The following is a 392-nucleotide window of genomic DNA, read 5'->3' on the forward strand; positions in this document are numbered from 1 at the left end:
CTACGGAGAGGCCCCGAAGCAGACCGCGGCGGATGGAGGGTTTGCGTCCAAGGCGAACCTGGCGGCGGCCAAGGGCGCCGGGGTGGAAGATGTGTGTTTTGCCAAGCGCCGCGGGCTGAAGATCGCCGACATGGTGCGCAACAGCCGGGTGTACCGGGCGCTTCGGGGGTTTCGGGCGGCGATCGAAGGGGTGCTTTCGGTGCTGAAGCGGGCCTACGCGCTGCGTCGGTGCCTGTGGTCGGGGTGGGACGGGTTTGGGCGCTACGTGTGGAGCACGGTCGTAGGGTACAACCTGGTCACGCTGGCACGGATCCGCCTGGCCGAGACCTGAGGGAGCCGACTGGGGGAACACCCGTCCTCCCACAGGGGAGGAGTGTGCCGCGAGCGCGGGA

At 69.1% G+C, this 392-nt stretch carries 1 pseudogene; it reads left to right on the forward strand.

Annotated features, from left to right (window positions below):
* Nucleotides 1-331, forward strand: a pseudogene (locus ACYQ8L_RS18645) (ISNCY family transposase); the annotation flags it as partial.
* Between the last annotated feature and the right edge of the window lie 61 nt (nucleotides 332-392).

It is taken from the genome of Deferrisoma palaeochoriense (assembly GCF_054656955.1).